We start from the raw sequence: 24,374 nt of genomic DNA on the forward strand, positions 1-24,374 counted from the left end.
GGCAAGCGTCTGTTTCGGGCCTTGGGGCTTTCCCTCTCAGGCCTTCGTGTCTTTCAGGCGGGCGGCCCGTCCTCCGCGGCGCTTCTTTAGCGCGGCGCGGCGGGTCGGCAGAGCGTCCAGAATGGCGGCGCGGCTCTCGGGCGACTTACTGCCCCATCCTGCAATCTCATCCAACGTGCGCAGGCATCCGGTGCAAATGCCCTCGCGAGGGTGAATGACACAGATGTTGATGCAGGGGCTTTCGACCTCGTCCCGTTTCCAGATGTCTTCGCTCATGTCGTCCTCAACACGCGCAGCCGGTCCAGCGCGCCTTGCAGGATGAACGAGGCAGCCACATGGTCAATCACTTCGGCGCGCCGCGCGCGGGAGGTGTCAGCCTCCAGCAACGCGCGCTCGGCGGCGACGGTCGACAAACGTTCGTCCCAAAACCCGATGGGCAGATCAATGCGCTGCGCCAGATTGCGCGCGAAGGCACGGGTCGACTGGCACCGGGGCCCTTCGGAGCCGTCCATGTTGCGCGGCAGGCCAAGAACAATGCCGGTGATGGTGCGGTTCGTGACGATCGCGGCCAGCCGGTCGGCATCCAGCGTGAACTTCTTGCGCTTCACGGTCTCCAGCGGGGTCGCAACGCTGCGCAGCCCGTCCGTCACGGCAACACCGATGGTCTTTGTCCCAAGGTCCAGTCCCATGAGCGCGCCCATCGGGGGCAGGGCGGTGGCGAACTCGGTGATCTCGTCGTGGATCATTCTGCAACTCCGGCGCGTTCGGCGGCCGTTCGCAGGGGGGCAAGTGCGTCCTCGTTGCCCTCGAACACGCGCTGCGCCTCGGTCCAGATGGCGGCGGCCTGATCGGTGTCGCCCAGGGTGGCGAGCGAGGAAATCAGACGTGCCCAGTCCTGCGGCGGCCCCCCTTCGGTGGCGAGCCGGTTGGACAATTGGTCGACCATGCCGCGGATCATGGCCTGGCGGTCCTCAGGCGACATGTCGGCGGCGTTGGCGATGTCCTCGGCTGACGGGCCCGGTCCGCCGTCCAGTGGCGGTAAGGTGAAACGGTTCTGCCCGGCGCGCATGGCCATCTCCTCGATCTGGGCGCGCAGCGGCTCGACCCAGGGATCAGATGGCTGACTGTCGCGCAAAAGCGCCTCCCACATGCGGAAGCCGATGTCCGGTCGCCCGGTTTGCGCCATCATCAAGCCACCGTAAAACCGCGCAACACCATTACGAGCGTCCATGGACAAAGCGCGTTCCAGCGCCTTTTGCGCCTCTGGCGAGACATAGCCGCCCGCCGCAAGCACCATCATATCGGCCAGATCGGCATAGTCTCGGGCGCTGGCGTCATCTCCCTTGAGACGGATGATGTTTTGCTGCGCCGCATAGGCCGCCTTGTAATTGCCCAGGGCTGCCTCGGACCGGGCGAGCAGAAGCTGACCTTGAAGATCGTCTGGACGTTCCTGGGTGGCTGTGCGCAGTCGCTCCACCAACGCGCCGTAGTCGTCGGGGACATCGGCTGGGGGCAGGGTGGGGATGTTGGCTTCGGCCTCGGCCTGAGATCCTCGATCATTCAAGGTGCGCTGCGCTGCGGCGAGCCGCTTTTGCAGCGGCAAGTCTTCGTAGCCTTGCGCGCCCAGCAGGGTGTACAGGCCGAAACCGCCGCCAATCAGCGCCACGGCCATCAGCGCGGCCACAGCTCCGCTGGCGCCCGCGGGCTGGGCGCTGGCGACACTGTCGCCCTGGACCTTGGCGTCGGCGGCCAGCAGACGGCGTGAAATTTCCACCCGCAGGCGCTCGGCCTCTTCGGGGTCGATCTTGCCCCGCGCGGCGTCGGCGTCAATTTCGATCAGCTGGTCACGGTAGACCTGTAGGTCAAAGGCCTCGGCCGGGCCGGTTTCGCGTTTGCCTCGGATAACCGAAAACGCCAGCCCCGCGGCCACCACCAGCGCCACGGCGCCTGTCAGGATCCAGAACAGCATGTTTCCTCCCATGTTTCATATACTGATCTAGATACTCAAAGCGCCTCTTGAAAGGGCAAATGCCGCCAGCGCGGGACCATGTCGCAACCCTGTGATACGGGATGTCGCAGCCCTGTGATACGCCATGTCGCAACTGCGTGATATTATGACGGTTGCATGTCGCTGATTGCACCGATTGGGTGCAAGAAACGGCCAAACGACCCGGGAATCGAGACATGAAACGATATTCTGCCTTTGCCATCGCCCGCGAAGCCCTGTTCTCCGATAACAAAGGATGGGACCGCGCGTGGCGCAAAGCCCAGCCGAAAAAACGTTACGACGTAGTTATCGTTGGTGCCGGGGGTCACGGCCTCGCAACCGCTTATTACCTTGGGAAAAACTTCGGCATCACCAATGTCGCGGTGATCGAAAAGGGCTGGCTGGGGGGCGGCAACACGGGCCGCAACACCACCATCATCCGTTCGAACTACCTGCAGGACCCCTCCGCAGCGCTGTACGAAAAGTCGCGCTCGCTGTACGAGGCGATGTCGCAGGATCTCAACTACAACGTCATGTTCAGCCCGCGCGGCGTGCTGATGCTGGCGCAGACGGAACATGAGGTTCGCGGCTACCAGCGCACGGCGCATGCCAATGCTCTGCAAGGGGTGGAGACACGGTTTATCTCTCCCAAAGAGGTCAAGGAGATCGTGCCGATCATCAACCTCGATGGACCGCGCTACCCGGTGCTGGGTGGCCTGTGGCAAGAGCGCGGGGGCTCTGCGCGCCACGACGCTGTGGCCTGGGGCTATGCCCGTGCCTGTTCCTCGATGGGAATGGACATCATCCAGCAGTGCGAAGTCACCGGCATCACCCGTGAAAACGGCCAGGTGACTGGCGTCGACACATCCAAGGGGCACATCGGCTGCAACAAACTGGGCATCGTGGTCGCAGGTCACTCCGGTGAACTGGCACGCATGGCAGGCTTCCGTCTGCCGATCGAAAGTGTGCCGCTGCAGGCGCTGGTGTCGGAGCCGATCAAGCCGATCATGGATTGCGTCGTCATGGCCAATACCGTGCACGGTTACATGTCGCAGTCCGACAAGGGCGAGATGGTCATCGGCGGCGGCACCGACAGCTTCAACGCCTTCACGCAGCGCGGCTCGTTCCATCACATCGAACATACCGTCGCGGCGCTGGTCGAGACTTTCCCGATGGTCTCCCGCCTGAAGATGCTGCGCCAGTGGGGCGGCATCGTGGACATGACAGGCGACCGGTCGCCGATCCTGTCGAAGACGCCGGTAGACGGTATCTTCATCAATGGGGGCTGGGGCACTGGCGGTTTCAAGGCGACGCCCGGTTCGGGCTGGGCCTTTGCGGAACTCATGGCCAAAGGGCATTCGCCACTTTGTGCCGACTTCGGGCTGGAACGCTTCGCGGAGGGCCGCTTCATCGACGAAAGCGTTGCCGCCGGCGTGGCTCACTAAGGAGACTGGACATGCTGATTTTCACCTGTCCCTACTGCGGCGTGGCCGCCGAGGAAACCGAACTGGCCGCAGGCGGCGAAGCGCATCTGACGCGCTTTGGCCCCGGCTCGTCGGATGATGATTTCGAAAGCTACCTGTTCACTCGCGAGAACCCCAAAGGCGTGCACTTTGAACGCTGGCGGCATGTCTATGGCTGCGGCAAGTGGTTCCACGCGGCGCGCTGCACGGTCAGCAACGAAGTCTTTGGCACCTATTCGGCACAGACCACCGAGCCGACAGCAGAGATCAGGGAAACGATTTCCAAGAAACGTCCGGGCTGGTCCTGGCGCGACATGAATGGCGAGGGGTGAGGTAGAAATGATCCACATTCTTGCATATATCCAACCTATCCACAGGGGAGGTGCTGACGCATGAGCACCCGTGTCGCCAAAGGCGGTCGCCTGATCGACCGCTCCAAAACGATTGAATTCACCTTCAACGGCAAGCGCTTTCAGGGCCACGCCGGGGACACTCTGGCCTCGGCTCTTTTGAGCGCAAATCAGATGCTGGTGGGCCGCTCGTTCAAGTATCACCGTCCGCGTGGCATCGTCGCCTCTGGCGTCGAAGAGCCCAACGCCATCGTCAACCTGGGCGAGGGCAACAAGCACGAGCCGAACCAGCGCGCCACCACCACCGAGCTGTTCCACGGACTGACCGCGACCTCGCAGAACCACTGGCCGTCGCTGGAATACGACGTCGGTGCCGTAAACGGGCTGTTGGGGCGGTTCCTGACCGCTGGTTTTTACTACAAAACCTTCATCCACCCGCGCCCGTTCTGGAAGCACATCTACGAACCCTTCATCCGCCAGTCGGCGGGCCTGGGCAAGGCGCCGGATCCAGAAACGCGTGATCCCGATCACTACGAGCATTTCTACGCCTTCGTCGATGTGCTGGTGGTCGGCGGCGGTGTGGCCGGTCTGCAAGCGGCGAAAGCGGCGGCAGTGTCCGGAAAGCGCGTCATGCTGATCGAGCAGACCGCCCATTGGGGTGGCCGCGCCGTGGTTGACGGTGGCGAGATCGACGGAAAACCTGTCGACACCTGGGTGAACGATACGCTGCAAGCCCTTGAAGGCATGGAGAATGTCCGCATCCGCACCCGCATGATGGGGGCAGGGGTCTATGACCACGGCTATGTTCTGGGCTACGAGCGCGTAAACGATCACGCTCCGGAAATCGGCGGCCCACGGCATCGTTTGTGGCGCATCCGTGCCAAGCAGATTGTGACCGCCACAGGCGCGCTGGAACGTCCGCTGTCCTTTGCGGGCAACGACATTCCGGGTGTCATGCTGGCCTCTGCCGTGCGCGATTACCTTGTGAACTATGGCGTTTCACCGGGCGACCGCACCGTGGTCGTGACCAACAACGATGACGCCTATCGCACCGCCATCGCGTTGAAGCAGGCGGGCCTGGCCGTGCCCTGTATCATCGACGCACGTCACGAGGGCGGGGGCGCGCTGATGAAAGAGGCGCAAGCCCTTGGTATTCGAGTGGAAATGGGTCATGGCATTGCCAAGGTTCATGGTGGCAAACGCGTGTCCGGCGTCTCGCTCTGCCGTCAAAACGGCGAGGGCAACGTGCTGGAGGACATCGACTGCGACGCAGTGGCCATGTCCGGTGGCTGGTCGCCTGTTGTGCACCTCTGGTCACATAATGGCGGTAAGCTGACGTGGGATGCGGATAAGGCATTCTTCAAACCTGATCCGAGCCGCGCGCCCATCGGCGACGATGGTCAGCCAAACGTGATCACTGCGGGGGCGGCCTCTGGCCATCTTCGTCTGAAGGAGCTGCTCGAAGACGCTGATAAAGCAGGCAAAATGTCGGCGGGGCTCGACGCTGTTTCTGACGCACCAATGGGCACCGATGCAGACGAGGTCGCGCTGGAACCCGTGTGGCTGATGCCGTCCGGTGCACATTATGGTCTGCGTCTCAAGGCGTGGCTGGATTTCCAAAACGATGTGAAAGTCTCCGACGTACAACTCGCCGCCCGAGAGGGCTACGAGAGTGTCGAGCACACCAAGCGTTATACCACGCTTGGCATGGCGACGGACCAAGGGAAGCTGAGCAACATCAACGGCTTGGCGATCTTGTCAGGCGCACTTGGTGCGGATATTCCGAACGTGGGCACCACCACCTTCCGTCCGCCGTACACAACTATTTCGATGGGGGCGATCACCGGCGATGCGCGGGGTGATCTGTTCCATCCGGTGCGCAAGACGCCGATCTCCGATTGGAGCATTGCGCATGGTGCGGACCTGGAGCCGGTCGGCGACTGGCGGCGGCCTTATACATATCTGCGCGATGGCGAGACTCGGGAAACCGCTGTCATCCGCGAGATCAAGGCCACCCGCGAAAGCGTCGGTTTGCTCGATGCGTCGACGCTGGGCAAGATCATCGTCAAGGGGCCGGATGCGGGCCGCTTCATGGACATGCTCTACACCAACATGATGAGCACCCTGAAGCCGGGCAAATGCCGCTACGGCCTGATGTGCTCCGAGAACGGCTTCCTGTCGGACGACGGCGTCGTGGCGCGGATCGACGAGGATACGTTCCTTTGCCACACCACCACCGGCGGCGCGGATCGGATCCACGCCCACATGGAAGAATGGCTGCAAACGGAATGGTGGGACTGGAAAGTCTACACCGCCAACGTGACCGAGCAATATGCCCAGATTGGCGTGGTCGGTCCCAATGCGCGCAAGCTTCTGGAGAAGCTCGGCGGCATGGACGTGTCGAAGGAGGCGATGGCCTTCATGGAATGGAAAGACGGCGAGCTGGCGGGCTTCCCCGTTCGGGTTTACCGGATCTCCTTCTCGGGCGAGCTGTCCTACGAGGTGTCGGTCCCGGCAAGCCAGGGCCGTGCGCTTTGGGACAAGCTGATGGAAGAGGGCAAAGCGTTCAATGCGACGCCCTACGGCACCGAGGCGCTGCACGTCATGCGGGCCGAAAAGGGCTTCATCATGATCGGGGACGAAACCGACGGCACCGTGATCCCGCAGGATCTGGGGCTGCACTGGGCGATCTCCAAGAAGAAAGACGACTACATCGGCAAGCGGGCGCAAACGCGTCGCTTCATGGACAATGCCGACCGCTGGCAGCTGGTGGGTTTGGAAACCGTCGATGGTTCCGTCCTGCCGGATGGTGCCTATGCGGTGGCTGCGGGCAAGAACGCCAATGGCCAGCGCAACACCCAAGGGCGCGTGACTTCAACCTACTATTCGCCGACGCTCGACAAGGGGATCGCCATGGGTCTGGTCCACAACGGGCCGCAGCGCATGGGCGAGGTCATCCCCTTCATGAAGGACGACGGCGAAACCGTGGTCGACGCCAAGATCGTAAATGCGGTGTTCTACGACCCCGAAGGAGAGAAGCAGAATGTCTGACCTGAAAAACTTCGACGGGCTGGTGTCGATCCGCGAGATCGAAGGCCAGGGCATGCTGGTGGTGCGCGGTGATTTCTCCGCCGCCGCTTTCCGGGAGGCGGTGGCTGCGCTGGCCGGAGTGGATTTCCCCGATCAGCGTCAGGCGGTCGTGCGTGACGGCCGCGGTGTGTTGTGGCTGTCGCCGGACGAACTTGCCATCTTGCTGCCGCGTTCGGATGCAAACAGCGCTTGCGCAGATCTGGCCGCGAAACTTGCGGATCAGCACGCGCTGGTGGTGGATGTGTCCGACGCGCGGGCGCACTTTCAGATCGAAGGCCGCGTGGTGCGCGAAACCATCGCCAAATTAGCGCCGGTGGACATGCACCCCGACGCGTTTGCGCCGGGCGAACTGCGTCGTACACGGTTCGGTCAGGTCGCGGCGGGGTTCTGGTTGCAGGATGACCGCACGGCGCGTGTCTTCTGCTTTCGGTCCGTGCGCGAATACATGGCCAAATTGCTGGCGGTTGCCGCCGACGAAAAGAGCGAAGTGGCTTACTTTCAGAAGTAATGCTCGTTCGGTTGTCTTTGCCGCCTCGCAAGCAGATAGTGAGGCGGCAAAGACAAAGGATATCCCTATGAAACGGTGTTTTGGCCTGGTTGCCGGTTTGGTTCTGGCAGCCAGCGGAGCTTTGGCGGCACCGGATGTGGTCGGGTACAAGTGCATCATCAAGGGCGCTGGCGATGGCGACTGGATTCAGCCGCTCATCTTCATCGCCTATAATCGCGATGCAGAGCGCGTTGTCGTGTCTGACCCGATGATTCTTGCGTTCAACGATGGTATTCCAGTGACGGGCCGGGTCGTGACCGACAACGGCAAGCGCACCACATTTGCGTGGGATGTTCAGATCACTCTAAATGTCAGCCCAGTGACCATGGGTTTCCGGGGCACTTACGTGAAATCCAATGGGGTCTTCTCGGTTGTGGCAACGCCGCGCGGGTATTCCAACAATTTCACACGCGGTGGAACGTGCAAAGTGGATCGTCTGGAGAGTTAATTTTGTTGCTTAAACCGGTGCCTTTGCAGCTTTACACAGGGCTTGCGCGGTGCCGCTTCCGTCTAAATTGCACAGGATCACTTGACGTTGGGGTCCTACCGGAACAGGTAAGTAGGCGAGAGTTAACAAACAGGAGAGGGTGACCAAATGGCATTCGAACTTCCCGATCTTCCCTATGCGCACGATGCGCTGGCGTCTTCCGGCATGAGCCAGGAGACAATGGAGTATCACCACGACATCCACCACAAGGCCTATGTCGATAACGGCAACAAGCTGATCGAAGGCACTGAATGGGCGGGCAAATCCGTCGAAGAGATCGTAAAGGGCACATACGACGCCAACGCCGTCGCCCAGTCCGGTATCTTCAACAACGCCTCGCAGCACTGGAACCACTCGCAGTTCTGGGAAATGATGGGCCCAGGCAACGAGGCTATGCCCTCCGAGCTTGAAGCGGCGATCAAGGAGTCCTTTGGCTCGGTCGACAAATTCAAAGACGAGTTCGCGGCAGCAGGCGGCGGTCAGTTCGGCTCCGGCTGGGCATGGCTGGTTAAAGACACCGATGGCGGCCTGAAGGTCACCAAGACCGAAAATGGCGTGAACCCGCTTTGCTTCGGCCAGACCGCGCTTCTGGGCTGCGACGTGTGGGAGCACTCCTACTACATCGACTTCCGCAACAAGCGTCCGGCGTATCTGAAGAACTTCCTCGACAACTTGGTGAACTGGGAAAACGTGGCCTCGCGCCTGTAATCCTCACCAGTATTCGATTGAGAAGGGGCGTGGCGCAGGCTGCGCCCCTTTTTCGTTTCACGCTCTGCCCGCGATTGCGCAGGCGCGGGCTTCCATCGTTGGTGGTCGGTGCCGACCCTGACCGTCATGCCGTTTTCGACCAAGTTGACGGCAGTCTGTGTACAGTGCGTCTAGATCCGGTGAGCCTTGTTTGCAGCGCTCTTTGTGTCGTTTCGAGGCATCGCCCGATCTAAGACAGTCCACTTGGCCCCATCCCGATGCAGCAAGTCTTGACCAGGGACGGGCAGGGGCGTGACGCGCACCTGACGAGGCTGGGTGAGCCTCGTGGGATCAGCAGTGGCACCGACCTTCCCGGATGCAACCTTTGCAATGAAGCGCCTGGCGCACGGACCACTCCTTGTCAGCGCTTTGCAGGGCAGACCTGTGGGATGGACCTTCCGATCCTTTACGGACAGCGGGTTGCAGGGGGCCTGCGGCGGGCCTAAACCTTTCCCCAACACTGTCGGAGCGCGCATGTCCCCCCAATTCCAAGGTATCCTCGCCATGATCGGCGCCTGCACGATCTGGGGACTGTCACCAATCTACTACAAGCTGCTCAAGGATGTGCCGCCGCTGGAATTGCTGGCGCACCGCACGCTCTGGTCGCTGGTGGTCTTCGCGTCGATCCTTGCGATGCAGGGTAAGCTGGCACGACTGCGCGCGGCGCTGGGATCTGCGCGCGCAGTGGTGGTGATCGCCTTTGCAGCGCTCATGATCTCCGCCAACTGGTTCTTGTTCATCTTTTCGGTCCAACAAGGACACGTTACGCAGACCTCGCTTGGGTACTATATGTTCCCGCTGGTCGCGGTGCTGATCGGGACCGTGGTGCTGGGCGAAAAACTCAAGCCTCTGCAATGGTTTGCTGTGGCGCTCGCCGTGGTGGCGGTGGCCCAGCTGACCATCGGGCTGGGCGTCGCGCCCTGGATTTCGCTGACGCTGGCGGCGACGTTCGGCCTGTATGGTTTGGTGAAAAAGCAGCTGACAGTTGGGCCGATGGTGTCGGTCACTGCCGAAGTGCTGGTGCTCTCTCCCATTGCTCTCTGCTGGCTGGCGGTTGTGCATGGCCGGGGCGACGGTGTCTTTGGCGCGGACCTTGGCACGTCAGCGCTGCTGATGTTCTCCGGCTTGCTGACGGCGCTGCCGTTGATTCTGTTTTCCGCGGCCGCGCAGCGGGTGAACATGGTGACGGTCGGGCTGTTGCAGTACATCAACCCGACCTTGCAATTCTTCTGCGCCGTTGTGCTGTTCGGCGAGGCGCTGAACACGTTCCAGCTCGCGGCCTTTGGCCTGATCTGGACGGCTTTGGCGCTGTATTCCGGGCAGTCGGTGGCTCAGGAAAGAGCGCGCCGCAGAAGCGTCATGACCTCTGCCGCCGAATTCCCGCGCTGAACGAAATCCAGCAGAGACGCATCGGCAAAGCCGTTGTCGACCACGTGATCGAGCAGCGCCTTGAGCGGGCCCCAGTAGCCATTCACATCCATCAGCACGATGGGTTTGTCATGCAGGCCAAGCTGCCGCCATGTGAGCACCTCAAAGAACTCGTCCAGAGATCCCGGCCCGCCGGGCATTACAACCACAGCGTCAGCGTTCATCACCATCACCTTCTTCCGCTCGTGCATGGTCTCGGTCACGATGAATCGCGTCAGATCTGTCTTGCCCACTTCCATCGCCATCAGATGTGTCGGGATGACGCCAAAGGTGTCCGCCCCTGCGTCCTGTGCCGCGCGCGCGACGGTGCCCATCAGCCCGACGTCACCGGCCCCATATACCAGGCGCCAGCCTTCGGAGGCCAGCGCACCGCCCAGCCGCGCGGCTTCCTCGGCAAAGGCAGAATCAGTGCCGGAGCGGGAGCCGCAGTAAACGCAGATAGACTTTTGAGACATGGCAGAGCACCTTCAGGGAAATAATGGGCTTTTGACCGTTGGTACCCCTTGGTTTATACACGCTCAACTAATCTGTGACAGTCGGCTGGGGGCTGACCGAAACAAGAGATCGAAACGAAAGACTGCCATGAGCAATGCATTGAAGAACAGCGCGCTGGGTGGCGTGGCAGTGGTGGGCGTTTTGGCCTTGGCCTTGGCGACCGGTGTGATCGACTGGCCGTTCGACGCCGTGCCGGAGCAGCGAGACGCTGGTCTAGCCTCTGGCAGCGTCTCGGAGGCCTCGACTACGTCTGCCGAAACTGATCAGCCGTCTGGTGTGTCCGTCAGCCAGTCCGCCGAAACAGACGAAAAGACTGCCGAGACCGCTGCCCCCTCTGCCGGGACGGACGAAGCACTTGTTAATCCTGTCGACCAGTCCGCTGTGACAGGGGACCAGACTGCCAGCTCCGTTGCTCGATCTGCCGAAGGCGCTGACTCGACGGCTGAGGCGAGGGCCACCACAACAGATGATACTGCCCAGATGCCTCCCCGCGACACCAACACGACATCACTATCGAACGCCGCCCCGGAGGTGACATCGGACGCGCCATCCATCGCCATGCGCTTGTTGCCGGGCAGCAGCATCATGGTCACGGGCCGCAGCGGCCCCGGTGAAATTGTCGAAGTGCTTTTCGACGGTGCGCCGGTGACGCAGGTGCAGACTGAACGCGACGGCAGTTATGCCACGTTGATCGATCTGCCGCGCACCGGGCCGACGCGCCTTGTCCGCGCGCGTGTCACCCGGGACGGTCAGGAACGGCTGTCCGAGACTGAGCTGATCATCCCCGGCACCGATGTGCCCACAGCCCCCGAGCCGCAGGTGGCGAGCCTGGCGCCGGACGGAATGTCGGCGCCCTCCGCTGCGGGGACCGCTCCGCAGGCGCCCGGAGATTCAGATGAGGTGGCTGTTTTGCGTCCCGAAGATCTCGACGCAGAACCGGCTCCCGGCACCACGCCCTTCACTGCGCAATCCGCCCCTGCACCGCGTGCGAACGACACCACATCCGGCATGGCCTCCCCGCAGGATGACAGCGTGCCGACCCTGCCGCGGGGCTCCGATGCCGTGGCGGTCGTTGATCCATCACCCGAAGTGTCCTCCGCCACACCGGGAAGCGCACCAAATGTGGACACACGCCCGGCACGGAGCGCGACCCCCGAGACCACGGCCCTCATGCCGCAGGCCCCGACCGTCCCCAACGCGCCAGAGACCGACATGATCGAGGACCCGGCCGTCACCACGCGCAGCGAACCGGGCAGAACCGACAGCCCGCAGGTCCCACGCCGTCCCGGCATCCTTGTGGCCGGTCCCGCCGGCGTCGAAGCGCTGGACAAGGCCCCGCTTTTGCCCGGTGACGTGGCGCTTGATTCCATCAGCTATGACACGGCAGGCGAGGTGATCCTCGCAGGCCGCGGTGTGGACGAGGCCTTTGTGCGCGTCTATCTCGACAATCGCCCGCTCACCACGTCGCGGATCAGCGGCGGGGACTGGCGCGTGCAACTGCCAGAGGTGGACACCGGCACCTACACGCTGCGCGTCGATCAGGTCGACGCCGAAGGCACCGTCATGGCCCGCGTCGAAAGCCCCTTTCTGCGCGAGGACCGCGCCGTTCTGGAACAGCTCGCCGAAGGCGCTGGACCTGTGTCCGAGATCACCGTTCAGCCCGGTCATTCGCTCTGGGCGATCTCCGAGGATCGTTATGGCAACGGCATCGAATACGTGAAGATCTTTCGCGCCAACCGCGACCGCATCCGCGATCCCGATCTGATCTACCCCGGTCAGATCTTTGATCTGCCTTCGACGCAGCAGGCCAGTACACAACCCGCTACGGAGTGATGCGCGCAGCGGGGCAGGGGTGGTCATCCCGCGCAGTCCGGCCTAGGTAAGCGAAAAGCCGACAGTGTGCCGCCATTCCCCATCCCAGCCGGGCCGTCGCGGCCCCCAGCCAGGAGCCCCGATGCCTCCCGATACAGATATTGACGCGGCAGAGATCGCCCGCGAAGAACGCGCCTCCGGTCTGCGCACCATCAAACGCATGGCCCCCTACCTTTGGCCCGAAGGGGCGGACAAGAGGTGGGTGCGTTGGCGCGTCGTGATCGCGATGGTGCTTTTGGTTCTGGCCAAGGTCATCGCTGTCACCACGCCGCTTCTGTACAAGGAGGCGGTGGACAAGCTTGGCGGCGACGTGCCCGACATCGCCATAGGCGCTGTTGGTCTGACACTGGCCTATGGCATGACGCGCCTTCTGACGGTGGCCTTCCAACAGCTGCGCGACGGTATCTTTGCCAAGGTGGCACAGGGCGCGCTGCGTCAACTGGCGTTGGAGACTTTCCAGCACATCCACAAGCTGTCCATGCGCTATCACATCACGCGCAAGACCGGCGGCCTCAGCCGGATCATCGAACGCGGTGTGAAGGGGGTGGAGTTTTTGCTCCGCTTCTTGCTGTTCTCCATCGGGCCGCTGATCCTGGAGCTGCTGCTGGTGGGCATCATGCTCGCCTGGATGCTGGACATCTGGTATCTGGTCGTCGTGACGGCTGTGATCGCCATCTACGTGGCGTTCACCTTCAAGGTCACGGAATGGCGCGTGAAGCTGCGCCGCACCATGAATGCCCAAGACACCGACGCCAACCAGAAGGCCATCGATAGCCTTCTCAACTTTGAAACGGTGAAGTACTTCGGGGCCGAAGCGCGCGAAGCGCGGCGCTACGATCATGCCATGCAAGGCTACGAGACAGCCGCGATCAAGACTGCTACTTCCTTGGCTTTCCTGAACACCGGGCAGGCCGTCATCATCACCGCGGGGCTGGTGGTCGTCATGGTCATGGCGGCGATCGGTGTGCAAAACGGCGCGCTGACGGTCGGGGATTTCGTGCTGGTCAACGCCTACATGATCCAGATCACCATGCCGTTGAACTTCCTCGGATCGGTCTATCGCGAAATTCGGCAGGCCCTGGTGGATATGGGCCAGATGTTCGACCTGCTGGAGCAGCCCGCCGAAGTGTCTGACAAACCCGGCGCGCCGGCCTTGAGCGTCTCTGGCGGCGAGGTCGAACTGACCGATGTGACATTTGGCTACGATCCCACGCGGCCGATCCTCAAGGGGATCTCGGTGCGTGTGGGCGCGGGCGAAAGCGTCGCGCTGGTCGGTCCGTCAGGTTCGGGCAAGTCGACCATCGGACGGCTGCTGTTCCGGTTCTACGATGTGAACGGCGGGTCTGTGCGCATCGACGGGCAGGATGTGCGCGACGTGACGCAGGAAACGCTGCACCAGGCCATCGGTGTCGTGCCGCAGGACACGGTGCTGTTCAACGACTCGATCCGCTACAACATCGCCTACGGGCGCGATGGGGCCACCGAGGAAGAGATCATCGCCGCCGCCCGCGCGGCTCAGATCCACGAGTTTATCATCTCGCTGCCAGAGGGGTACGAGACCCCGGTGGGCGAACGAGGGCTGAAGCTTTCTGGCGGCGAAAAGCAGAGGGTGGGCATCGCGCGCACCTTGTTGAAAAACCCGCCAATCCTGTTGCTGGACGAGGCGACCAGTGCGCTGGACACTGAAACCGAGGCCAGCATCCAAGGCGCGTTGAAGCGCGCGGGCGAGGGGCGCACCGTGCTGACCATCGCGCACCGACTGTCCACCATCGCTGACGCAGACCGCATCGTGGTTCTGGAAAACGGACTGGTGGTAGAGGAAGGCACACACGACGCGCTGCTGGAACGCAATGGCCGGTACGCAAATCTGTGGCAACGCCAGAAATCCGAGGATGCAGAGGCCGCCTGATCCATCAGTGATCGCCCACATGCGACGAGGGCCTTGTCACCCAAGGCCCTCGTGAAATCAGAAGCCGTCCAGTGCTGTCTGGATTTCCGAGACCAACGCGCCGACATGCTCGCCGTCTGTGACGGCATGGTGCACTTGAACGTTCAGCGACATGTCGGCCCGCCCGTCTTGTTCGACGATCTTGCCCCAGGAGAGGCGTGGTATGCAGTCGTCAGGGCCGGGCACTGCGTGATCGAGCGCGGTGAAATCCAGCCATGGCAGACAGGACAGATAGGCCACCGCATCGGTCCGCTCTGCGTGCTCCCGAATATCTTTGGCGCTGCGGACCTTGGCAATATTCGCCCGCGCGGCACGGTCAAACACGTCAAACTCATCCACAAACGGCTGATAGCTATAGGCAAAACCACCGGTGTCCCGCGGCACAGTAAACGAAAGCCCGATACTTTCGTGCCGCACCACGGTGCCATCGGCGCGAAACCTGACCCTCAACTCCGGCACCGCATTCAAGCCATGCCCAACGGCATAGAGACAACCGATATACGGTGACACGCCCTCCGCCTTACGCGCCATCAGGCGCGTGACATCCACGCGGCAGGTGATGGCGTAATGCGGCCGCCCGTAGTCTCTGAACCAGCGGTATGTGTCTGACCGATGCCATCTGTCCAGCGAGATAGGGGTGACAACAGAAGTTTCGGCGAGTTCAGTTTTCAATTTACACCCTAAAGTTGATTATTCGTCTTGCTTGTGGCAAGGTAGGTGCACCCCGTGACATTTCCACGGGGATTTTTGCAAATCAATTTCACAAGGATGAGTCGCATGGCTGACACTATTTCCGTCGATGACGTCATGAAACACGCTGAACGCGCCGCCGCAGAGGTGCTGGGAAAGTCCTCGGACCTCGGGGACTATAAAATTGGTGTCTGGCGAGAGTTCGGCACCGTGGGTATCTGGATCAAGGATCCGAACTGGGAGAAATTTGAACCCCGCGAGATGCTTGAGGTCTCCGACAAGATCACGAAGATCATGGGGCCGGTCGCCCGCGAAGCACAGCCAGAGGTCAAGGTGATCCGCGGCGGGATCACCATGGGGTACTTCCCCGTCGACAAAGAGTTCATGGCACATTTCAAATGACGGGGCAGCTTTGTCCCTCAGCGCAGCCGGATATGGCGGGCGCGCAGGTTCTTGGCGTGCACCGACCGGGGCAAGACGTGGCCTATGTGGCCGGGACTGTGCCGGTCACAGATGCGGTGCTCGCGGCCACTGGTGATGTGCCGCCGACCCTGGTCTACCGCTTCGCCGCGCCCTGTGCGCAAAAGCGCTGCGGCCATTTCGATGGGGAACGCTGTCAATTGGCCACGCGGATCGCTGCGAAACTGTCCCCGGTGGAGACGCGATTGCCGGCCTGCGCCATACGCAAGACCTGTCGCTGGCACGGGCAAGAAGGGTCGGCTGCGTGCCTGCGCTGTCCGCAGGTGACGACGACCATCACCGAAGAAAACGATCCCCTGCGCGACGTGGCCTTTGCCGCAGAGTGACAGGGATCAGGACGCCCCCCCACGATCCGGGGGCGTCCATCCGACACCTCCGGTTATTCCGCGGCCAACGCCTGGGTCTCGTCGTAGAACATCTCCATCGCCATGACATGCACGGTCCTCGACATTTCGGAGATCAGGACATCCTTGCTCATGCGTCCCCCGGCATACTCTTCGAGATCGCCAGCGAGGCAGGCCATCAACCCCTCGATGCGCTGCAACTGCAGGCCCACGGTGGTGCGTTCTTCGATCAGATGTTCCAGCAGCACGTCCGGTCGCGTGGTTTTGCCCAGTATGGGTGTCAGGTCCGCAGGCGTCACAAGATCGCGCAGCAGAACCTGCGACATGGTTTGTCTGGTCATGGCTTTCCCACCTTTTGTTGCGGATCGGGGGACGCGCGTCGTGACGGCAGCCTGGCGTGTGCTTAAACGATCCTTAACGCGATCTTAACAGACCCCCGCACAGTTATCATTTCCTATGCACGTGAATGGTTAACCGGTGCCTCGCTCGCTGCCTTCCAAAGTGGCAAATTAAGTCGTCACGGGACTTTTGCGCGCTGGCGCAGGGGGGCTCGTGCGGCGTTCACCTTTTTCTTGCAAAGATCTTGGACTATATATCTTGCAAACAAGGAGCTTTTTCACATGACGCGGCCCATCGTCGGCATCATCGGCAATTCCCATCTCATCAATGACCAGTACCCGGCGCACGCGGGCGGAACGATGAACTCGGAGGCGGTGGCCTGCGTGTCGAATTGCATCCCGCTGCTGATCCCCGCCGACCCTCGGCTGGTTTCGGTCGACGAATTGCTGGAGACTTGCGATGGATTCCTGCTGACCGGCGGACGCCCCAATGTCCACCCCGAGGAATACGGAGAGAACTGGACAGAGGCGCATGGGGATCACGACCGCGCCCGCGATGCCATCGCGCTGCCGCTTGTGCGGGCCTGCGTGGAACGCGGCCAGCCGTTCTTTGGCATCTGCCGGGGTTTCCAGGAGGTCAACGTCGCCATGGGCGGTACGCTTTACCCGGAAATACGCGACCTGCCGGGGCGGATGAACCACCGTATGCCCCCGGACGGCACGCTGGAGGAGAAATTCGCCCTGCGCCACAAGGTGACGCTCACCGAGGGCGGAAAATTCCACAAATTGTTCGGCGCGCCGGAGGTCATGACAAATACTCTTCACGGTCAGGGGATCAAAGAGCCCGGCCAACGCATCGTGGTGGAGGGCGTCGCGCCCGACGGCACTCCGGAAGCGATATATGTCGACGGGGCGAAAGGATTTACCATGTCTGTGCAGTGGCACCCCGAGTGGGATGCGGCCAACGACCCGGTCTCGCGCCCGCTGTTCACCGCATTTGGGGAGGCGGTCCATGACTGGTCTCGCGTGCGCCGTGCGGGTGGCTTGCTGCGCACGGCATAACCCGTTCGTGTGACGTTAATTTTAGCTGGGGAACCATTCGGCGGGTCAAAGGTTCAGGCTAGATGAACGATCAAAACGCTCCCCAAGACATCCATTTACAGCAAAAAGACCCCGCCGAGTCAGACGCGGTTCGCGAACCATCAGAGGAAACCTCTGTCACGCAGGCATCCCGGCTGTCGGCCCGCCTGATTTACGAGGTCATTCGTCGTGATGGGCGCGAGGAACTGGCGCGCCCCACGGTGTCGCTGATCTGGTCAGGCGTGGCGGCGGGCATCCTCATCAGCTTGTCGGTGATCGCGCAGACGGTTCTGAAATCGCATTTGCCCGATGCCGAATGGACCATCCTGATCGAAGCCCTGGGTTATTCCGTCGGTTTCATGGTCGTCATCTTTGGCCGGATGCAGCTTTTCACCGAGAACACGATCACGACGGTTTTGCCTTTGGTGGCGGATCAATCCTTGACGTGCCTGAATCGGATGCTGCGGTTGTGGACCATCGTGCTGGCGGCAAATATCGTCGGAACCATCATCGCCAGCGGTTTCCTGTATATGCCGCACTTCTTGCCCGCACACATGACCGAAAGTCTGCTGGCCGTGTCCAGACATGCCACGGACGGCAGTTTCGGCGAAAACTTCTTTCGCGCCATCCCCGCGGGAATCATCATCGCCGCAGTCGTCTGGATCATCCCCGCAGCCCAAAGCAATGCGTTCTGGGTGGTGCTTGTGATGACATGGCTGATGTCGGCAGCAGGGTTTGCCCACGTCATCGCCGGATCGGTGGAGGCTGGCGTTCTCGTCTGGTTCGGCCAGATGGGTGTGGGAGAGGCGATCTGGCGGTTCTTCATTCCGGTGCTGGCGGGCAATGTCGCCGGTGGTACGGCCGTCTTTACGCTGCTGGTCTGGGGGCAGGTGAAAAACGAGGTCATCAAACCCTGACCAAGGGGCGGCTCATTCACTGGTAAACCAGCGTTTCATGTACGAAAAAACGCTTCCCAAATCTGTCTGAGGGCAGCGCAGAGACGTCTTTTCCGCGATGTTTCTGGCCAAAAAGCAAACGCTCGCCCCGAATGGGGCGAGCGTGCTTTGTATCTGTCGAAGCGATCTGTCAGATCTTGAAATCGACATGCTTTTTCAGCGGCAGACTGCGATAGCGTTCGCCGCGCAAGTCATACAGCGCATTTGCCAGGGCAGGCGCTGCCGGGGGCGTGGCCACTTCGCCAATACCGCCCAAATGATCCTGCACCTCAAGTATGCTGACCTTGGTCTCCGGCATCTGGGTGATCCGCAGCGGCTCGTAGTCAGGGAAGTTCTTTTGCTGCACCGCCCCATCGGCGAAGGTGATCTCTTCGCTGATCGCGGCTGACAGGCCATAGACCATAGCGCCAACAAGCTGCGCCTTGATGTTGTCGGGGTTCAGCGCGACACCGGGGTCGGCGGCGATCCACGCCTTGGTGATTTTCACCGCGCCGTCCTGATCGGCCACTTCGATTACCATCGCGACCGGCGTGCCAAAGCTGTAGCACATGGCCACACCGCGCCCGACACCGTCCGGCGTTTCACCGGTCCAGCCGGACATCTGCTTGACCGTGTTCAGCACTTCCCACGCGGGCAGGAATTCGTCGCGCGTCAGGTCCATGCGGAATTGCAGCGGATCGACCCCTGCGGCCACGGCCATCTCATCCATGAAACTTTCCATGAAAAAGCCGTTCAGCGAATTGCCCACGGACCGCCAGAAGCCCACCGGCGGAAGGTCCGGCACCGCATACCCGCGCGCCCGGTAATTCGGGATGGCGTAGGGCTGGTTCGCTGTGCCTTCGGTGATGGCCGCATCCGGGCCACCGGGGGAAAAGCCCGCCGCGCGGTCCAGCGCCGGACCGATCACCGGGGCCGAGGACACCTGCGCATCCAGCATCACCGCCTTGCCATCCTTGACCGCCCCGGCAAAGCGCGCCTTGGCCGCCGGGCGGTAGAAGTCCTGGGTCATGTCCTCTTCGCGCGAATAGGTCAGCAAAACGGGGGTGCCGGGCATCTCCTTGGCGATGCGTGTGGCATAGCGGGTAAAGTCCACCTCGCCGCGCCGCCCAAAGCCGCCGCCGAGGTAGGTGACGTTGAATTCCACATCGGCCTCATCCAGCCCGGCTTCTTCGGCAGCGACGCGCAGGGCAAAGGTCGGCATCTGCGAGCCGGTCCAGACCTTCAGCTTGCCGCCATCGAACCACGCATTCGCGGACTGCGGCTCCATGGTGGCGTGGGCCAGGAACGGGACAGAGTACGCTGCCTCGATCCGCTTTGTGCCCATGGGCAGGGTCGACACGTCGCCGTCGTCACGCAACATGGAATCCGCGGCCAGCTCGAAACCGGCTTCGAGCGCCTCGGATATGGCGGCGTCGCTGGGCAGATAAGCGGCGTCTTCCCATGTGACCGGGATCTCGTTCACCGCGCGCTGGGCGATCCAAGTGTTGTTGGCCACCACGGCCAACCCGTCGCCAAGGTCCACGACCTTTTCGACACCGGGCATGCGGCTGACCTCGAAGGCGTCGAACGATTTGATGCCCGCGCGGGTGGGGGACAGGCGCAGCGCGGCAAAGCGCTGGCCGGGCAGGCGGGTGTCGATGGCAAAGGTCGCGGTGCCGGTGGATTTCGCCGGAATGTCGGTGCGCCGGAATTTCGTGCCAAGGATTTTCCACTCCTCGGGCTGGCGCAATTCAACGCGGGGCGGTTCCATCTCGGCGGCATCTTCGGCCAGCGCGGTATAGGCGATCTTGGTGCCATCGGGGGCAATGACTTGGCCTTTGTCTGTGACCAGCTCCGCGGCAGATACATCTAGCCGTTTGGCGGCGGCCGCCACGAGCATTTCCCGTGTGGCGGCGCCGACAACACGCATCCGCTCAAAGCCGTCTTTCATGGCGGTGGAGCCGCCGGTGACCTGCATGGAGAAGACCTTGCCCAGATGGCCCATCAGTTCACCCATGGAGCGTTCGATGGAGGAGGCATCGTAGCCCGCCATCGCCTCGCCGACCAGGGCATGGTTGTAGTAGGCTTTCGCGGGTGGCCCGTGAATGATGCGCACCTGATCGAGGGTGACATCCAGTTCCTCGGCGATCAGAGCGGCCCACGTGGTTTCCGTGCCCTGGCCCATTTCCGCACGGGGGGAGACAAGCGTGATCCCCTCGCCGTCGATCACCACAAAGGGGTTCAGCGCGGTTTCACCCTCCGCTGGCTTCAGGGGGTTGGGGGCAGGTTTTGCCACCACCCACGCGCCAAAGGCCGCGCCGCCCACGACAACGGCGGTGCCGATCAGGAAGGTACGGCGCAGGATTTTACCAGCAGAAGCCATCAGACGCCCTCCGCCACGGATTTGATCGCAGCACGGATGCGCGGGTAGGTGCCGCAGCGGCAGAGGTTTCCGGCCATGGCGTTGTCGATATCCTCATCGCTGGGGCTGGGCAGTTCGGCCAGAAGGCTTGCGGCCTGCATGATCTGGCCCGACTGGCAGTAGCCGCATTGTGGCACCTGATGGTCGATCCAGGCCTGTTGCAGCGCATGAAGCGTGTCTGGCTGGCCCAGACCTTCGATGGTTGTCACTTCGCCGTCCACATCCTCGAGCCGCAACACGCAGGAGCGCTGCGCCTGGCCATCCACTTGTACGATGCAGGCTCCGCAAGACGCGACACCGCAGCCATATTTTGTGCCGGTCAGGTTCAACTGGTCACGCAGCACCCACAAAAGGGGCACCTCGCCGGGCAAATCGACCTCGTGTGTCGTGCCGTTGACCGTGAGGGTGTAGGCCATGGGGATCTCCTTGTCGCGAACGGCCCGTATGGCCGGTTTGCGTCCTTTGTGGTGCATTCGGCGGAGGTTGTCAGCCGAATGCGCGGATTTATCTGGATGATGCGCTGTTGTGCCCGAAGGTCAAGCGCCGGGCGTCGTGGAATGCGGCTTCGCAGCCTACGTCACGGCCTTGCGTTCTTTGTATTCGGGGGCATTCCATGCGTTGGTGGCCAGAATATCGGCCAGCACCTCGGCCGCGTGGTCGATCTCTGTCTCCGACAGGTACAGCGGCGTGATGCCGAACCGCAGGATATCCGGCGCGCGAAAGTCACCGATCACGCCGCGCGCGATCAGCGCCTGCATGATGGCGTAGCCCTCCGGATGGCGAAACGACACCTGACTGCCACGATCCCGTGGCGCGCGGGGCGTGGCCAGCGTCAGATCTGTCGTGGCCTCCACCTTGGCGATAAACCGGTCGGCAAGCTCCAGTGACCGGGCGCGCAGCGCGTCGAGGTCCACCGTCTCCCAGATGTCCAAGGCGGCCTCCAACGCGGCCATCTGGATCACCGGAGGCGTGCCGACGCGCATCCGGTCGATGCCATCCCCCGCCGTGTAGCCAAGGTCAAAGGCAAAGGGCGCCTTGTGTCCCAGCCAGCCCGCCAACGCAGGTTCCGCCTCTGCCGCGTGCTTTGGCGCGACGTAGATAAAGGCCGGCGCACCGGGGCCTGCGTTGAGATATTTGTAGGTGCAGCCCACAGCGAAATCCGCGCCGCAGTCCGCCAGATGGACCGGAAAGGCCCCGGCGGAATGTGCCAGATCCCAGATGGTCAGCGCGCCCTTGTCATGGGCCAGTTGCGTCAGCGCCTGCATGTCGTGGCGGCGGCCCGTGCGGTAATCCACCTCGGTGATCATCATCACGGCGACCTCCTCGGTGATGGCGCTGGCCACTTCCTCGGGGGCGACTGTGCGCAGCTCATAGCCCTCTGGCAGCAGCTTCAGCAGCCCTTCGGCCATATACAGGTCGGTCGGAAAGTTGCCGGTGTCTGACAGGATCAATCGTCGATCCGGGTTCAGCTTCAGCGCAGCGGCGAGCGCCTGAAACACCTTGATCGACAGCGTGTCACCGATCACCGTGTGGCCGGGTTCTGCGCCGATCAACGCGCCGATGCGGTCGCCCAAGGCGCGCGGCTTGGCCATCCAGCCACAGGCGTTCCACGCCGAAATCAGATGCGCGCCCCATTCGTCCTGCACGGTTTGCGCCACTCGGGCCGCCGTCGCGCGGGGCAGGGGGCCAAGCGAGTTGCCGTCCAGATATGTCACCCCCGCAGGCAGGTCGAACAAGGCGCGGGTTTGGGAAAAATCAGTCATAAAGTGTCCTTTTGGCGCGTGGTTGAGGCCACGCAGTGCCCAGAGTTACATTTCACCGCCAGCAATCTGAAGTGCCTGACCGTTCATGCTGCCGGAATTTTCGCCACACAAAAACAGCGCAGCCTCGGCCACCTCCTCGGGCGTGATCAGCCGACCATGCGGGTTCACCCCGACCATCAGATCGCGCGCGGCAGCCTCGTCCATGCCGGTGCGCTGCATGATGGAGGTGATGTTGCGGCTGACAATTTCGGTGTCCACATAAGCCGGGCAAAGCGCATTGAACGTGTAGGGCTTGCCTGCAAAATCCGCCGCCAGCCCCCGGATCAACCCGATCATGGCGTGTTTCGACGCGGTGTAGGTCGGCGCGCCTTTCAGCCCCTTCAGCCCCGCGATCGAGGATACGGCAATCACCCGGCCCCAGTCGGTGGTGGTCATGGACTTCAACGATTCGCGGATCGTCAGGAAGGCGCCATCCACGTTCGTCGCCATCATGTTGCGCCAGAAATCCATGTCGGTCTTCATGAGGGCGCGCCCTTCGGCGAGGCCCGCATTGGGCACGCAGATCTGGATGGGACCACGGGCGGCGACGGCCGCTGCGATGCCATCCGTGACCGATGCCTCGTCCTGCACATCCATGCGCAGCGGGTGAAGACCATCGCCTGCCACGGCCTCCAGCGTGTCCAACCGGCGACCGGTGATCGTAACCTTTGCCCCCTGTTTGGCCAGCGCACGGGCGATGGCCAATCCAATCCCTGTGCCACCGCCTGTGACCAGCGCGTGTTTCCCTGTCAGCATGGTGTCCTCCCCTTTGCGCCAAACTGTACCGGTCCAAGGCGCGGGGACAAGCCGATGACGCTTGGCTTTTGAATGCACACATGTGAATGTTTATGAATGGTAGAGGAGGATCGCGTGATGAGGATCGCATTGGCAGGCGTATTGGCGCTGTTGGCTGGCATGGCCACGGCGCATGAGGACATCGCGGACAAATATCCGCAGTCAGAACTCTACAACAAGCCGGTGGAGTTCATCCCCGGCGTCTGGTCTGCCATCGGCGCGACCGCCCCGCCGACCTATGAAAACGCGGGCCACAACAACAACCTGTCCTTTGTCGTGACCGGTGACGGGGTCGTGGTCATCAACGGCGGGGCCTCCGTGCGACTGGCCGAGGCGCTGCATGACGAGATCAAGGCGGTCACCGACCAGCCGGTCAAGCTGGTCATCAACGAGAACGGGCAGGGACATGCCATACTGGGCAACGCCTACTGGCGCGCGCTCGGGGTTGATGTGCTGGCCCATGCCGAGGCCATCGCAGAGATCGAGGAAAACGGCGATTTCATCCTGCAAGGGATGCAACGCTACAATCAAGACAAGGCTGAAGGCACCACCGTCGCCGTGCCGAACCTGTCGTTCGACGACCGAAAGGTCATCGAGATGGGTGATGTCACGCTGGACGTGCTGCATCTTGGCCCCGCGCATGGGCCCGGCGACACCCAAGTCTGGATACCACAGGGGGATGTCGTGATCGCAGGCGACATTGCCTTTCACGAGCGGATGCCGCCGATTTTTGCCGACACCTGCACCGGGTGCTGGATCGAGACTTTTGAGGGGCCATTCACCGACCTTGGCGCGATCTATGTGATCCCCGGCCACGGCCACCCGACGAATATGGCCGCCGTGACCGAAGGCACCGTTGGCTATCTGCGGGATTTGCGAGACCAGATTGGCGCGCATATTGATGAAGGCGGCGATCTTGCCGGCGCTTTTTACGTCGATCAGGCGCGCTGGGCGCATCTGGACACCTTCGAGGAACTGGCCACAAAAAACGCAGGCCGGGTCTTTGAAGAAATGGAATGGGAATAAAACGGCTGATTGAATAAGTTTACCGAGGTATTTCTTACGAAGTTCGTC

The 24,374-nt window shown here is 62.2% G+C and carries 24 protein-coding genes; 14 read left to right on the plus strand and 10 right to left on the minus strand.

Annotation, left to right across the window (positions count from 1 at the left end; all coding sequences use genetic code 11):
* Nucleotides 1-36: 36 nt before the first annotated feature.
* Genes J4E08_RS10995 through ccmI form a run of 3 tightly spaced genes read right to left on the minus strand, consistent with a single transcriptional unit; the run spans nucleotide 37 to nucleotide 1,969 of the window.
* The gene (locus tag J4E08_RS10995) at nucleotides 37-276 is read right to left on the minus strand and encodes a DUF1289 domain-containing protein (RefSeq protein ID WP_349538533.1); all 240 of its coding nucleotides are present in this window, start codon (nucleotides 274-276) and stop codon (nucleotides 37-39) included.
* The gene (gene ruvX, locus J4E08_RS11000; protein ID WP_349538534.1) at nucleotides 273-746 is read right to left on the minus strand and encodes a Holliday junction resolvase RuvX; all 474 of its coding nucleotides are present in this window, start codon (nucleotides 744-746) and stop codon (nucleotides 273-275) included. The genes J4E08_RS10995 and ruvX overlap by 4 nt, the downstream gene beginning before the upstream one ends.
* Entirely contained in the window at nucleotides 743-1,969 is a 1,227-nt protein-coding gene (ccmI, locus tag J4E08_RS11005; RefSeq protein WP_349538535.1) for a c-type cytochrome biogenesis protein CcmI, read from the minus strand. Before ccmI ends, ruvX begins: the two co-directional genes overlap by 4 nt.
* 215 nt (nucleotides 1,970-2,184) lie before the next feature.
* On the opposite strand from ccmI, the gene J4E08_RS11010 reads away from it, so the two are divergent.
* The 7 genes from J4E08_RS11010 to rarD all read left to right on the plus strand — a co-directional run bounded on the left by J4E08_RS11010 (nucleotide 2,185) and on the right by rarD (nucleotide 10,060).
* Nucleotides 2,185-3,432, plus strand: a complete 1,248-nt coding sequence (locus J4E08_RS11010; protein ID WP_349538536.1) for a sarcosine oxidase subunit beta family protein — start codon at nucleotides 2,185-2,187, stop codon at nucleotides 3,430-3,432.
* 11 nt (nucleotides 3,433-3,443) lie between these two features.
* The gene (locus J4E08_RS11015; protein WP_183967154.1) at nucleotides 3,444-3,782 is read left to right on the plus strand and encodes a sarcosine oxidase subunit delta; all 339 of its coding nucleotides are present in this window, start codon (nucleotides 3,444-3,446) and stop codon (nucleotides 3,780-3,782) included.
* 60 nt (nucleotides 3,783-3,842) lie between these two features.
* Complete coding sequence (locus J4E08_RS11020) at nucleotides 3,843-6,851, plus strand: sarcosine oxidase subunit alpha family protein (RefSeq protein WP_349538537.1); 3,009 nt, start codon at nucleotides 3,843-3,845, stop codon at nucleotides 6,849-6,851.
* On the plus strand, nucleotides 6,844-7,398 hold the full coding sequence (locus tag J4E08_RS11025) for a sarcosine oxidase subunit gamma (RefSeq protein WP_349538538.1): 555 nt from the start codon (nucleotides 6,844-6,846) through the stop codon (nucleotides 7,396-7,398). The genes J4E08_RS11020 and J4E08_RS11025 overlap by 8 nt, the downstream gene beginning before the upstream one ends.
* Nucleotides 7,399-7,465: 67 nt before the next feature.
* Complete coding sequence (locus J4E08_RS11030) at nucleotides 7,466-7,885, plus strand: hypothetical protein (protein WP_349538539.1); 420 nt, start codon at nucleotides 7,466-7,468, stop codon at nucleotides 7,883-7,885.
* Nucleotides 7,886-8,032: 147 nt separating this feature from the next.
* Nucleotides 8,033-8,632 (plus strand): superoxide dismutase, encoded by a 600-nt coding sequence (locus tag J4E08_RS11035; RefSeq protein ID WP_349538540.1) that lies wholly within the window; start codon nucleotides 8,033-8,035, stop codon nucleotides 8,630-8,632.
* A gap of 513 nt (nucleotides 8,633-9,145) precedes the next feature.
* Entirely contained in the window at nucleotides 9,146-10,060 is a 915-nt protein-coding gene (gene rarD, locus J4E08_RS11040; protein WP_349538541.1) for an EamA family transporter RarD, read from the plus strand.
* Here the strand turns inward: rarD and J4E08_RS11045 are convergent.
* Complete coding sequence (locus J4E08_RS11045; protein ID WP_183967165.1) at nucleotides 10,003-10,554, minus strand: LOG family protein; 552 nt, start codon at nucleotides 10,552-10,554, stop codon at nucleotides 10,003-10,005. The genes rarD and J4E08_RS11045 overlap by 58 nt on opposite strands.
* A 127-nt stretch (nucleotides 10,555-10,681) precedes the next feature.
* Here J4E08_RS11045 and J4E08_RS11050 point away from each other — a divergent pair, with 127 nt between their 5' ends.
* Nucleotides 10,682-12,427 (plus strand): LysM peptidoglycan-binding domain-containing protein, encoded by a 1,746-nt coding sequence (locus tag J4E08_RS11050; RefSeq protein ID WP_349538542.1) that lies wholly within the window; start codon nucleotides 10,682-10,684, stop codon nucleotides 12,425-12,427.
* 121 nt (nucleotides 12,428-12,548) lie between these two features.
* Entirely contained in the window at nucleotides 12,549-14,375 is a 1,827-nt protein-coding gene (locus J4E08_RS11055; protein ID WP_349538543.1) for an ABCB family ABC transporter ATP-binding protein/permease, read from the plus strand.
* A gap of 57 nt (nucleotides 14,376-14,432) precedes the next feature.
* Here J4E08_RS11055 and J4E08_RS11060 read toward each other — a convergent pair whose 3' ends face one another.
* Complete coding sequence (locus J4E08_RS11060; protein ID WP_349538544.1) at nucleotides 14,433-15,086, minus strand: CatA-like O-acetyltransferase; 654 nt, start codon at nucleotides 15,084-15,086, stop codon at nucleotides 14,433-14,435.
* A 105-nt stretch (nucleotides 15,087-15,191) separates the two neighbouring features.
* Between J4E08_RS11060 and J4E08_RS11065 the strand changes: the two genes are divergently transcribed.
* Together J4E08_RS11065 and J4E08_RS11070 are read left to right on the plus strand one after the other, a co-directional pair.
* The gene (locus J4E08_RS11065; protein WP_349538545.1) at nucleotides 15,192-15,506 is read left to right on the plus strand and encodes a hypothetical protein; all 315 of its coding nucleotides are present in this window, start codon (nucleotides 15,192-15,194) and stop codon (nucleotides 15,504-15,506) included.
* Complete coding sequence (locus J4E08_RS11070; protein WP_349538546.1) at nucleotides 15,503-15,910, plus strand: hypothetical protein; 408 nt, start codon at nucleotides 15,503-15,505, stop codon at nucleotides 15,908-15,910. Before J4E08_RS11065 ends, J4E08_RS11070 begins: the two co-directional genes overlap by 4 nt.
* 53 nt (nucleotides 15,911-15,963) lie before the next feature.
* Here J4E08_RS11070 and J4E08_RS11075 read toward each other — a convergent pair whose 3' ends face one another.
* The gene (locus tag J4E08_RS11075; protein ID WP_349538547.1) at nucleotides 15,964-16,269 is read right to left on the minus strand and encodes a hypothetical protein; all 306 of its coding nucleotides are present in this window, start codon (nucleotides 16,267-16,269) and stop codon (nucleotides 15,964-15,966) included.
* A gap of 279 nt (nucleotides 16,270-16,548) precedes the next feature.
* On the opposite strand from J4E08_RS11075, the gene J4E08_RS11080 reads away from it, so the two are divergent.
* Both J4E08_RS11080 and J4E08_RS11085 read left to right on the plus strand, forming a co-directional pair.
* Nucleotides 16,549-17,328: a gamma-glutamyl-gamma-aminobutyrate hydrolase family protein gene (locus J4E08_RS11080; RefSeq protein WP_349538548.1), complete on the plus strand. Its 780-nt coding sequence runs from the start codon at nucleotides 16,549-16,551 to the stop codon at nucleotides 17,326-17,328.
* 62 nt (nucleotides 17,329-17,390) lie between these two features.
* The gene (locus tag J4E08_RS11085; RefSeq protein WP_349538549.1) at nucleotides 17,391-18,263 is read left to right on the plus strand and encodes a formate/nitrite transporter family protein; all 873 of its coding nucleotides are present in this window, start codon (nucleotides 17,391-17,393) and stop codon (nucleotides 18,261-18,263) included.
* Nucleotides 18,264-18,432: 169 nt separating this feature from the next.
* On the opposite strand, the gene J4E08_RS11090 is transcribed toward J4E08_RS11085, so the two are convergent.
* The 4 genes from J4E08_RS11090 to J4E08_RS11105 all read right to left on the minus strand — a co-directional run bounded on the left by J4E08_RS11090 (nucleotide 18,433) and on the right by J4E08_RS11105 (nucleotide 23,261).
* Nucleotides 18,433-20,664 carry a xanthine dehydrogenase family protein molybdopterin-binding subunit gene (locus J4E08_RS11090; protein ID WP_349538550.1) on the minus strand — a complete coding sequence of 744 codons (2,232 nt, stop codon included), beginning with the start codon at nucleotides 20,662-20,664 and terminating at the stop codon, nucleotides 18,433-18,435.
* The gene (locus tag J4E08_RS11095; protein WP_349538551.1) at nucleotides 20,664-21,119 is read right to left on the minus strand and encodes a (2Fe-2S)-binding protein; all 456 of its coding nucleotides are present in this window, start codon (nucleotides 21,117-21,119) and stop codon (nucleotides 20,664-20,666) included. Before J4E08_RS11095 ends, J4E08_RS11090 begins: the two co-directional genes overlap by 1 nt.
* Nucleotides 21,120-21,275: 156 nt before the next feature.
* Nucleotides 21,276-22,466: a kynureninase gene (gene kynU / locus J4E08_RS11100; protein WP_349538552.1), complete on the minus strand. Its 1,191-nt coding sequence runs from the start codon at nucleotides 22,464-22,466 to the stop codon at nucleotides 21,276-21,278.
* Between the two features lie 45 nt (nucleotides 22,467-22,511).
* Entirely contained in the window at nucleotides 22,512-23,261 is a 750-nt protein-coding gene (locus J4E08_RS11105; protein WP_349538553.1) for an SDR family NAD(P)-dependent oxidoreductase, read from the minus strand.
* 117 nt (nucleotides 23,262-23,378) lie between these two features.
* Between J4E08_RS11105 and J4E08_RS11110 the strand changes: the two genes are divergently transcribed.
* A complete protein-coding gene (locus J4E08_RS11110; RefSeq protein WP_349538555.1) occupies nucleotides 23,379-24,326 on the plus strand; it encodes an MBL fold metallo-hydrolase in 948 nt (315 codons plus the stop codon).
* Nucleotides 24,327-24,374: the final 48 nt, after the last annotated feature.

The organism is Sagittula sp. NFXS13 (assembly GCF_040148795.1).
GTDB classification, from domain to species: Bacteria; Pseudomonadota; Alphaproteobacteria; order Rhodobacterales; family Rhodobacteraceae; genus Sagittula; species Sagittula marina.

What these genes read in the sequence shown, in the direction of transcription:
- J4E08_RS11085 (WP_349538549.1), top strand. Translation starts at nt 17,391, where the DNA reads ATGAACGATCAAAACGCTCCCCAAGACATCCATTTACAGCAAAAAGAC.
- J4E08_RS11010 (WP_349538536.1), top strand. Translation starts at nt 2,185, where the DNA reads ATGAAACGATATTCTGCCTTTGCCATCGCCCGCGAAGCCCTGTTCTCC.
- J4E08_RS11035 (WP_349538540.1), top strand. Translation starts at nt 8,033, where the DNA reads ATGGCATTCGAACTTCCCGATCTTCCCTATGCGCACGATGCGCTGGCG.
- J4E08_RS11095 (WP_349538551.1), bottom strand. Translation starts at nt 21,119, where the DNA reads ATGGCCTACACCCTCACGGTCAACGGCACGACACACGAGGTCGATTTG.
- J4E08_RS11075 (WP_349538547.1), bottom strand. Translation starts at nt 16,269, where the DNA reads ATGACCAGACAAACCATGTCGCAGGTTCTGCTGCGCGATCTTGTGACG.
- J4E08_RS11110 (WP_349538555.1), top strand. Translation starts at nt 23,379, where the DNA reads ATGAGGATCGCATTGGCAGGCGTATTGGCGCTGTTGGCTGGCATGGCC.
- J4E08_RS11020 (WP_349538537.1), top strand. Translation starts at nt 3,843, where the DNA reads ATGAGCACCCGTGTCGCCAAAGGCGGTCGCCTGATCGACCGCTCCAAA.
- J4E08_RS11025 (WP_349538538.1), top strand. Translation starts at nt 6,844, where the DNA reads ATGTCTGACCTGAAAAACTTCGACGGGCTGGTGTCGATCCGCGAGATC.
- J4E08_RS11080 (WP_349538548.1), top strand. Translation starts at nt 16,549, where the DNA reads ATGACGCGGCCCATCGTCGGCATCATCGGCAATTCCCATCTCATCAAT.
- J4E08_RS11030 (WP_349538539.1), top strand. Translation starts at nt 7,466, where the DNA reads ATGAAACGGTGTTTTGGCCTGGTTGCCGGTTTGGTTCTGGCAGCCAGC.
- J4E08_RS10995 (WP_349538533.1), bottom strand. Translation starts at nt 276, where the DNA reads ATGAGCGAAGACATCTGGAAACGGGACGAGGTCGAAAGCCCCTGCATC.
- J4E08_RS11105 (WP_349538553.1), bottom strand. Translation starts at nt 23,261, where the DNA reads ATGCTGACAGGGAAACACGCGCTGGTCACAGGCGGTGGCACAGGGATT.
- J4E08_RS11045 (WP_183967165.1), bottom strand. Translation starts at nt 10,554, where the DNA reads ATGTCTCAAAAGTCTATCTGCGTTTACTGCGGCTCCCGCTCCGGCACT.
- J4E08_RS11065 (WP_349538545.1), top strand. Translation starts at nt 15,192, where the DNA reads ATGGCTGACACTATTTCCGTCGATGACGTCATGAAACACGCTGAACGC.
- ruvX (WP_349538534.1), bottom strand. Translation starts at nt 746, where the DNA reads ATGATCCACGACGAGATCACCGAGTTCGCCACCGCCCTGCCCCCGATG.
- J4E08_RS11090 (WP_349538550.1), bottom strand. Translation starts at nt 20,664, where the DNA reads ATGGCTTCTGCTGGTAAAATCCTGCGCCGTACCTTCCTGATCGGCACC.
- J4E08_RS11070 (WP_349538546.1), top strand. Translation starts at nt 15,503, where the DNA reads ATGACGGGGCAGCTTTGTCCCTCAGCGCAGCCGGATATGGCGGGCGCG.
- J4E08_RS11015 (WP_183967154.1), top strand. Translation starts at nt 3,444, where the DNA reads ATGCTGATTTTCACCTGTCCCTACTGCGGCGTGGCCGCCGAGGAAACC.
- J4E08_RS11055 (WP_349538543.1), top strand. Translation starts at nt 12,549, where the DNA reads ATGCCTCCCGATACAGATATTGACGCGGCAGAGATCGCCCGCGAAGAA.
- kynU (WP_349538552.1), bottom strand. Translation starts at nt 22,466, where the DNA reads ATGACTGATTTTTCCCAAACCCGCGCCTTGTTCGACCTGCCTGCGGGG.
- J4E08_RS11050 (WP_349538542.1), top strand. Translation starts at nt 10,682, where the DNA reads ATGAGCAATGCATTGAAGAACAGCGCGCTGGGTGGCGTGGCAGTGGTG.
- ccmI (WP_349538535.1), bottom strand. Translation starts at nt 1,969, where the DNA reads ATGCTGTTCTGGATCCTGACAGGCGCCGTGGCGCTGGTGGTGGCCGCG.
- rarD (WP_349538541.1), top strand. Translation starts at nt 9,146, where the DNA reads ATGTCCCCCCAATTCCAAGGTATCCTCGCCATGATCGGCGCCTGCACG.